General features: G+C 48.9%; 6 protein-coding genes and 1 pseudogene. 2 read left to right on the top strand and 5 right to left on the bottom strand.

The genetic code is table 11. From position 1 onward, the window contains the following. From tnpA to T411_RS0112820, 3 genes and pseudogenes are all read right to left on the bottom strand, one after another. Nucleotides 1-229, bottom strand: a pseudogene (gene tnpA, locus T411_RS1000000120265) (IS200/IS605-like element IS1004 family transposase); the annotation flags it as partial. Nucleotides 230-403: 174 nt separating this feature from the next. After that, nucleotides 404-4,297 carry a phosphoribosylformylglycinamidine synthase gene (gene purL / locus T411_RS0112825; protein ID WP_001221777.1) on the bottom strand — a complete coding sequence of 1,298 codons (3,894 nt, stop codon included), beginning with the start codon at nt 4,295-4,297 and terminating at the stop codon, nt 404-406. Beyond that, nucleotides 4,294-4,500 carry a hypothetical protein gene (locus T411_RS0112820; protein WP_000533381.1) on the bottom strand — a complete coding sequence of 69 codons (207 nt, stop codon included), beginning with the start codon at nt 4,498-4,500 and terminating at the stop codon, nt 4,294-4,296. The genes purL and T411_RS0112820 overlap by 4 nt, the downstream gene beginning before the upstream one ends. Before the next feature lie 106 nt (nt 4,501-4,606). On the opposite strand from T411_RS0112820, the gene mltF reads away from it, so the two are divergent. After that, nucleotides 4,607-6,199: a membrane-bound lytic murein transglycosylase MltF gene (gene mltF, locus T411_RS0112815; RefSeq protein ID WP_000187388.1), complete on the top strand. Its 1,593-nt coding sequence runs from the start codon at nt 4,607-4,609 to the stop codon at nt 6,197-6,199. Between the two features lie 178 nt (nt 6,200-6,377). Then, on the top strand, nt 6,378-6,509 hold the full coding sequence (locus T411_RS1000000121495; RefSeq protein ID WP_000946180.1) for a hypothetical protein: 132 nt from the start codon (nt 6,378-6,380) through the stop codon (nt 6,507-6,509). 45 nt (nt 6,510-6,554) lie between these two features. On the opposite strand, the gene tadA is transcribed toward T411_RS1000000121495, so the two are convergent. Both tadA and T411_RS0112800 read right to left on the bottom strand, forming a co-directional pair. Beyond that, nucleotides 6,555-7,082 carry a tRNA adenosine(34) deaminase TadA gene (gene tadA / locus T411_RS0112805; RefSeq protein ID WP_001276447.1) on the bottom strand — a complete coding sequence of 176 codons (528 nt, stop codon included), beginning with the start codon at nt 7,080-7,082 and terminating at the stop codon, nt 6,555-6,557. A 122-nt stretch (nt 7,083-7,204) separates the two neighbouring features. Then, a complete protein-coding gene (locus T411_RS0112800; protein ID WP_000070417.1) occupies nt 7,205-8,764 on the bottom strand; it encodes an AbgT family transporter in 1,560 nt (519 codons plus the stop codon). Nucleotides 8,765-9,054 lie beyond the last annotated feature (290 nt).

Below are 9,054 nucleotides of genomic sequence, written 5' to 3'. Positions count from 1 at the left end.
ACGTCGAAATCGATACTTTGGGCGGAATTATCGCAACTAAGTGGACATGATCTGGCTGAACATTGAGTTCCAAAACTTCACAATCTTTCATATTACAAAGAATGTAGATCGAACGATTTAGCTCTTTGGCTACATTACCTTTTAAGATCTTAAAACGAAATTTTGGTGTCCAAACGATATGATATTTGCAACGCCAATAGACGTGTGATGAACTTCTGTAGTCGCCCATGTTATTTGAATCCTCTTACTTATGGTGAATAAGAGTTTGTCTTCTAACATGGGCGCATTTTCGGGCAAAAGCCCCTAGGGACAATCACCACCGCTAAAAGCGGTGGTTTAGGGATGACAACGAAAAAAGCGCAGAAGTTCTCTGCGCTTTTTGTTGTGCTTAAGCTTAAATCAATTAGCCAAAATATTTACGAGCATTCTGGAACATACGCATCCAAGCGCCATTCTCACCCCAGTTATCAGGGTGCCACGAGTTGGCGACGGTACGGAATACACGCTCAGGGTGCGGCATCATAATCGTCACACGGCCATCTTGAGTGGTTAAACCGGTAATCGCATTCGGTGAACCGTTCGGGTTGCTTGGGTAAGCTTGGGTTGGCTGACCAAAGTTATCCACGAAACGAATCGCTACGGTGCCAGATTGCTCAATTGCCGCCAGATGCTGAGCATCACGCACTTCCACACGACCTTCACCATGAGAAACCGCAATCGGCATTCTTGAGCCCGCCATCTCGCTAAAGAACAGCGATGGCGATTTTTGCACTTCGACTAAGCTAAAGCGCGCTTCAAAACGATCCGATTCGTTACGCACAAAACGTGGCCATAGCTCAGCACCCGGGATCAAATCACGCAGGTTAGACAGCATTTGACAGCCGTTACACACCCCAAGTGAGAAAGTATCTTTACGTTGGAAGAACTGCTCAAACTGCTCACGCGCTTGGGCGTTAAACAGAATCGATTTCGCCCAACCTTCGCCCGCACCCAATACGTCGCCGTAAGAGAAGCCACCACAAGCCACCAGACCTTGGTAAGCATCGAGCACGGTTTGCCCAGTCAGAATGTCGCTCATATGCACATCAACCGCATCAAAACCAGCGCGGTCAAACGCTGCCGCCATCTCAACGTGTGAGTTGACGCCTTGCTCACGCAAAATCGCCATTTTCGGACGCACACCTTTGGCGATGTACGGCGCAGCAACGTCGGCTTGCACATCGTAAGTTAACTTCGCATTCAAGCCCGGGTCACGGTTATCTTGTTTGGCCGCAAACTCTTGATCAGCACACGCCGAGTTATCACGCAGCGCTTGCATCTTATGGGTCATTTCCGCCCAGATGGTGCGAAGCTCAGTACGAGAGCGCTCAATCAAGACTTCCTCACCACAAGTGATCAGCAGACGATCGGATGCTTCTACTTCACCAATCACGTGAGCACACGCTTCTAAACCATGGGCGGCAAGTGTTGCCAGAACAGCATTCAGCTCATCATTTTTCACTTGAACCACGGCGCCAAGCTCTTCATTGAACAGTGCCGCCAGTGCATCATCACCCAAGGTTTCAATATTGGCTTTAATACCACAGTGACCCGCGAAAGCCATTTCTGCCAACGTCACCAATAAACCGCCGTCACCTTTGTCGTGGTAAGCCACCAGCTTGTCGTTACGCACCAGCGTTTGTACTGCATCAAAAAAGCCTTTGAGCTGCGCCGCGTTATCCACATCAGCCGGCTTATCACCCAACTGTTTGTACACTTGCGCCAATGCGGTTGCGCCAAGACGATTTTGACCATTCCCCAAGTCAATCAAGATTAAGCTTGTCTCACCAAGGTCAGTACGCAGTTGTGGGGTCACGGTCTTGCGAATGTCTTCCACACGTGCAAAGGCGGTGATGATGAGTGACAGCGGCGAAGTCACTTCTTTCTGCTCGCCATTTTCCTGCCACTTGGTTTTCATCGACATCGAGTCTTTACCGACTGGGATAGTGATACCCAGTGCAGGACAAAGCTCTTCACCGACCGCTTTCACCGCTTCATACAGACCGGCATCTTCACCCGGATGGCCCGCTGGAGACATCCAGTTCGCCGAAAGTTTGATGCGTTTCAGCTCGCCAATATCGGTTGCGGCTATGTTGGTAATAGCTTCACCGACCGCTAAACGTGCAGAGGCACCGAAATCCAACAGCGCAACAGGGGTACGCTCACCCATAGACATCGCTTCGCCGTGGTAAGAATCAAAACTCGCGGCCGTTACTGCGCAGTTTGCGACGGGAACTTGCCATGGGCCGACCATTTGATCCCGCGCGACTAAGCCAGTCACTGAGCGGTCACCAATGGTGATCAGGAACGTTTTTTCTGCGACTGCCGGTAAACGCAGTACGCGATCCACCGCTTCATTAAGCTCAATGCCTGAACGCTCTAGCGCTGGGCTTGAAACTTTCAGCGTGCTCGCTTCACGATGCATTTTCGGCGGCTTACCCAACAGAATATCCATTGGCATATCAATCGGCGTGTTAGCAAAGTGGCTGTCTTCCAGCGTCAAATGGCGCTCTTCGGTCGCTTCACCTACCACGGCATAAGGGGCGCGTTCACGCTGGCAAATCGCATCAAACAGCGGCATATCTTCCGCAGCAACCGCCAGCACATAACGCTCTTGTGATTCATTACACCAGATTTCCAATGGGCTCATGCCCGGCTCATCATTCGGCACGTTGCGCAACTGGAATTTACCACCGCGATCGCCGTCATTCACCAGCTCAGGCAGAGCGTTAGAGATACCACCCGCGCCCACATCGTGGATAAAGGCGATCGGGTTTTTGTCACCGAGCTGCCAACAACGGTCAATCACTTCCTGACAGCGGCGCTCCATCTCTGGGTTTTCACGCTGCACAGAAGCAAAATCCAGATCTTCAGCAGACTGGCCAGAAGCCATCGAAGAGGCTGCGCCACCACCGAGACCGATGTTCATCGCAGGGCCTCCGAGTACGATCAGTTTTGCCCCCACTGGGATCTCTTTCTTCTGAATATGCTCGGCGCGAATGTTACCCATACCGCCGGCAATCATGATCGGCTTGTGATAACCACGCACCTCTTCACCAGCATGTGACGTCACTTTTTCTTCATAAGTGCGGAAATACCCAAGTAGGTTCGGGCGACCAAATTCGTTGTTGAACGCCGCGCCGCCGAGTGGCCCTTCCAGCATGATATCCAGCGCATTCACAATGCGGCTTGGCTTACCAAAATCGCTTTCCCATGGCTGTTCAAAACCGGGAATACGCAAGTTCGAGGTGGTAAAGCCCACCAATCCCGCTTTAGGCTTGCCGCCAATACCGGTTGCGCCCTCATCACGAATTTCACCGCCAGAACCAGTCGAAGCCCCCGGCCAAGGCGAAATCGCCGTTGGGTGGTTATGCGTTTCCACTTTCATCAGAATGTGGGCATCTTCATGGTGATAAGTGTACTGACGGCTCTCGGGGTCGGGGAAGAAACGGCCAACGGTCGAGCCCGTCATTACTGCGGCATTATCTTTATAAGCCGAAAGCACATAATCCGGCGTCTGTTCAAAGGTGTTTTTGATCATTTTGAACAGTGACTTGTCTTGCTTAACTCCATCAATGGTCCAATCGGCGTTGAAAATCTTGTGGCGGCAGTGCTCTGAGTTCGCCTGTGCAAACATCATCAGTTCAATGTCGTTAGGATTACGACCCAGTTTAGTGAAGCTCTCAACCAGATAATCAATTTCATCTTCAGCCAATGCCAGACCAAGGGAAACGTTTGCCTCTTCAAGCGCACGACGACCGCCCGCTAATACATCGACCTGACTCATAGGCGCAGGCTCTGCTACGCTGAACAGTTGCTGGGCATCGGTGAGTTCTGCGAACACGACTTCCATCATTCGATCATGCAGCAGCGCCTCAAGTGTTGCGATTTGTGCTGCGGTCAGCGCCGTTTCTGCTTCAACATAATAAGCCGTACCGCGCTCAAGGCGCTTGATGCCATGCAGGCCACAGTTGTGTGCAATATCGGTGGCTTTTGAGGACCAAGGTGAGATGGTTCCGGGGCGCGGCGTCACCAACAGCAGTAAACCTTGCGGTTCATGCTCTTGAATGGTTGGACCATAAGTGAGCAGTTTTTCGAGCTTTTCCAACTCTTGCGGATTGAGCTCTGCCTTGAGATCGGCAAAGTGCATAAACTCGGCGTAAATACCGGTTACAGGCAGTTGCTGTTCACGACACGCGGTCAGGAGCTTGTTAACACGAAACTCTGAAAGAGCTGGGGAGCCACGCAAAATTCTCATGTGCTTAGGTCTCTATGTCCAATTGATTGAGGTGTAATTGGCATAAACTCTTTCGAATACAGCACATTAAACTCTATTTGTTGAATGTATGCCGATTTCACCTCTACTGATGGCTGCGCATTATAGAGGAATTCTTTTTGTGACGTAACACCAAAAGCAACCGTTTGCGTCATTTTTTTCGTTAATTTTGAGTTACGACCCATTTGCACAAATCTTCGAGCAAAATGACAGCTTACTCAGTGAGGACTTTGCCAAAACCAGCGCCTTTGATATAAAGGCATCTGTCTTGATGAGAGAAAACCCAAATTGATGACTCCTTTTGCCTATAAACTCCCCATTCGCGCACTCTGGCTAGGCTTATTAAGCCTGCTCTTAGTCGGTTGCCAAATCGATTCCGAGCCCAAAAGCGAGCTAGAAAAAATTCGTGAACGTGGTGTTTTACGCGTTGGTACGCTCAACAATCCCCTCTCCTACTACATCGGCCCTGATGGCCCAACGGGATTGGATTACGAGTTAGCCCGCGAATTTGCCAAAGAGCTTGGCGTAAAGCTGGAAATGAAGCCAGCATACCGCCTATCTAGCCTGTTTCCTGCCTTAAAAAACGGTGAAGTGGACATCATTGCCGCAGGCTTAAGCCAATCCGAAGAGCGACTCAAAGATTTTCGCGCAGGTCCTGCTTATTATTACGTTTCGCAGCAAGTGGTCTATAAAAAAGGTGACTGGCGACCACGCAGCTTCAAACAGTTGGTCGAACGCCAGCAAACCTTATTAAAGGACAATCCTGAGCTCGCCTTTTTCAGCGTGGTGGATGACTCCCATTTTGAGCACACCTTGCTAGCCAAACAGCAGAAATACCCCGATTTTCAATTTCATGTCGACAGCAATTCCGATGTGAATGACTTACTGAAAAAAGTCTCACAAGGAGAGTTACTGTTTACGATGGCCGACTCTGTTGAGGTGTCGCTTTCTCAACGCATCTATCCTGAACTGGCGGCGGCATTTGAATTAACCGAAGATCAGCCGATCTCATGGTTTATCCGCCGTTCCGACGATGAAAGTCTGTATGCCTTAATGATTGAATTCTTTGGCAATCTCAAGCAATCGGGCTATTTGGCGTCTTTGGAAGAAAAATACATCGGCCATATTGGTGCCTTTGATTATGTCGATACCCGCGCCTTTATTCGCGCGCTGGATACACGATTACCTCGATGGACGCCTCTCTTTCAAAAGTACTCGGCAGAGTTTGATTGGCGTTTAGTCGCCGCACTTGCGTATCAGGAGTCGCACTGGAATCCGTATGCCAAATCGCCCACGGGTGTCCGTGGTTTGATGATGTTGACACTACCAACCGCGCGCAGTGTAGGGGTAAGCGATCGCCTCGATCCAGAACAGTCGATTCGTGGTGGGGTGGAATACTTGCGACGTATGATGGAGCGTGTCCCTGACTCGATTTCCGAACATGAAAAAATTTGGTTTGCCTTAGCCTCTTACAACATTGGCTACGGGCATATGATGGATGCGCGACGCTTAACCAAAAGCCAAGGCGCAGATCCTGACTCATGGGCGGATGTCAAAGATCGCCTACCACAGCTACAGCAGAAAAAATATTTCACCCAGACCCGCTATGGCTATGCGCGTGGCGACGAAGCACGTAATTATGTGGAAAATATTCGCCGTTACTATCAAAGCATCATCGGCCATCTTGAGCAGCGTCAATTGGCGACAGGCGATGAAAGTATTGAAGATCTCACCGTGATTGCGCTTGATGAAGAATTTTTCAATGAAGAAGCAAACCGTGAAATCTTGGATGAAGAAGCGGAAGCACTCGAATCAGAGTCACTCGAAAACAGTGAATCGAGCGCCGAGCCATCTGCCAAACCATCCACTGAGAGCAAAAATTAGCCACTTGATTTTTGGGAAGAAAACACGTAAATCAATGTGTGAATTAAATCGCTTTCCTGTTGTCAGAAACAGGTAACATTCCAATGCAATAATAAAGCAGATCGATAAGCGATTTATTAGGTTCCCTGACGTTAAGTAGTCAGGGTTTTTATGTCAGTCAGTCGTAGGAGGGTGTTTTATGTTGAGACGTAAACGTCAATCAAAACTCCTGAATAAAACCGTATCCGCTAACCGCAGACGCCGTATGCTGGCCAATAGCAAGAAAAAAGTCTTGGCTCGTCATCGTGCATTTGTCCAGTTAAGTAGCTAGATACCTCTCGAATGGCAAACATCTGTATCGATGTTTGCCAAAAATTCACCGCTCATTCTTTCTCTCAGCATTCTTTCGCTCTGCATCGCGTTTGGCTTTAATTTCTTTTCTTCGGCGCTGAAAAAACGCTTGTAACTGAGCTCGACACTCCTCTTCCAACAGCCCTTTTTCAACCGTCGCGTAGTGATAAGCAGCTTGGCTGCTAAACAGATCCATCACAGTTCCTGCCGCACCCGCTTTCAAATCTGGCGCGCCATACACAATACGTTTTACTCGACTATGCAACAGGGCGCCTGCACACATTGGGCAAGGTTCCAGTGTCACATACAAGGTGGTATCGAGTAGTCGATAATTACTCAGTGCTTTGCCAGCTTTTCGAATCACTTCAATTTCTGCATGCGCAGTCGCATCATGGTTCGTAATCGAACCATTCCAGCCTTCCGCAATGATTTCGCCATCTCGAACTAATACCGCTCCAACAGGGACTTCTCCCTGCGCTTCGGCTTGGGCTGCTAACACGATGGCTCGGCGCATAAATTGTTCATCTTGAGCAGAAAATAGAGACGCTGACAAAATCACACTCCACGGATTCTTGAAAACGGTGATTCTAGCGGAGATCGCGGACAAAACAAAAGCCAGCCTAAGAAAAAGCCCACTCGAAGGAGTGGGCTGACGATGTTTATCGGTTTAATCACTTACATGGTGTAAGTGTACGGAGCTTGAATACCCAGCGGGATACCCAGTGCCCAGTAAACCAGCAGGAACAGTGACCAACCAATCAGCATAGCGATTGAGTACGGCATCATCATCGAAGCCAAAGTGCCGATACCGGTTGATTTCACATAGCGTTGGCAATACACCACCACCAGTGGGAAGAACACCATCAATGGAGAAATAATGTTAGACACAGAATCCCCCACACGATATGCCGCTTGAGACAGTTCAGGAGAAATACCCACTGCCATCAACATTGGCACCAAAATTGGACCAATCAACGCCCACTTAGCCGATGCTGAACCGACTAATAAGTTGACCATCGCAGTGAGTAGAATCATGCCCACAATCGTGGCTTGCCCCGGCAAATTCATCGCTTTTAGACCTTCTGCACCATACAGAGCCAACATAGTACCAATGTTAGATTGACCAAAAGCAGACAAGAATTGCGCACAGAAAAACGACATCACAATGTACGCGCCCATGGTAGACATGGTGGCCGACATTGCTTTGATCACATCGTTACTGTTTTTGAAGGTTCCTGCGACACGGCCGTAGACAATCCCCGGGATAATAAACAGGATAAAAATCAGTGGCACAATTGATTTCATGATCGGCGCAGTGAAGGCGGTAATTTCACCGTCAGGCGAACGCAGCGCAGAATTTTCAGGCCACACGGCAGCCACTAACAGTGCGATACCCGCAACCATTGCCCAGCCTGCGTAACGGAAAGCTTTTGATTCAATCGCAGTGAAAGAGCCCAAATCGGGTGCTGATTCTGCATCCTCATCCACTTTCGTCGCCGCCAAACGTGGCTCAATCACTTTATCTGTCACATACCAACCAATCGCGACGATGATGATTGAGGAAAGGCCCGTGAAGTAAATGTTGGCTAATGGGTTAACTTGATAAGACTGATCCAACACTTGCGCTGCCGTTTGCGTAAAGCCCGCCAACAGCGGATCGATACCTGACGGAATAAAGTTTGCCGAGAAACCACCAGATACGCCAGCAAACGCGGCAGCAATACCTGCGAGCGGATGACGACCTGCTGCGTGGAAAATGATACCGCCCAGAGGAATCACCAACACATAACCAGCATCGGCTGCGGTGTGCGAAATAATCGCCACCAAAATCAGCATAGGCGTCAGCAATTTCGCTGGCGTGACATTAAGCATTTTCTTTAGGCCAGTAGTGATAAAGCCTGAAGAGTCAGCCACGCCAACCCCGAGCATAGCGACAAGAACAATGCCCAATGGCGCAAAACTGGTAAATGTGGTCACCATATTGGCCAGAAAATGAGCCAGTGATTCGCCGGTCAGTAAGTTTTTGATTTCTAATGCTTCATTAGTACGAGGGTTAGTCAAATCAAAACTGACGTTAGAGAGTAGAGCGGAAGAAACCCAAACGATAACTAATGCCCAAAAGAAAAGAATCGCGGGATCTGGGATCTTGTTCCCTGCCCGTTCAATAAAGTTGAGAAAGCGATCCATCCCACTTGGTTTGGCCGATGGCGCTTGATTGATAGCTTGGTTACTCATAGTAAATTCCGTAATGTGATGTTGCTGCGTGAGGCCTTGTTAGTGTGGCCTTCTGTGTCCGTTTCGAGTTTCCCTGTGAACCATTGAAATTGGTCACAATGAAACGGCGATTTGTCGTTTGGCATTGTATAGAAACGCCTAAACCAAAGCACAGCGTTCGTCCTTTTTTTACATATTTAGAGACATATTTTGCAAAAATAGAAAACCAAAGACACACACTCGAAACATTATCAATAACGAAGCATATACATTTAAGAAACCAATTTGCAAAGCATGAGTTTGCACTTATC

The organism is Vibrio cholerae ATCC 14035, from assembly GCF_000621645.1.
Lineage (GTDB): Bacteria > Pseudomonadota > Gammaproteobacteria > Enterobacterales > Vibrionaceae > Vibrio > Vibrio cholerae.
This window is presented reverse-complemented; position numbering and strand designations above follow the sequence as displayed.

Bases quoted from the DNA above. Each gene is read 5' to 3' on its own strand.
- T411_RS0112800 (WP_000070417.1), bottom strand. From the start codon at position 8,764: ATGAGTAACCAAGCTATCAATCAAGCGCCATCGGCCAAACCAAGTGGG.
- purL (WP_001221777.1), bottom strand. From the start codon at position 4,297: ATGAGAATTTTGCGTGGCTCCCCAGCTCTTTCAGAGTTTCGTGTTAAC.
- mltF (WP_000187388.1), top strand. From the start codon at position 4,607: ATGACTCCTTTTGCCTATAAACTCCCCATTCGCGCACTCTGGCTAGGC.
- T411_RS0112820 (WP_000533381.1), bottom strand. From the start codon at position 4,500: ATGGGTCGTAACTCAAAATTAACGAAAAAAATGACGCAAACGGTTGCT.
- T411_RS1000000121495 (WP_000946180.1), top strand. From the start codon at position 6,378: ATGTTGAGACGTAAACGTCAATCAAAACTCCTGAATAAAACCGTATCC.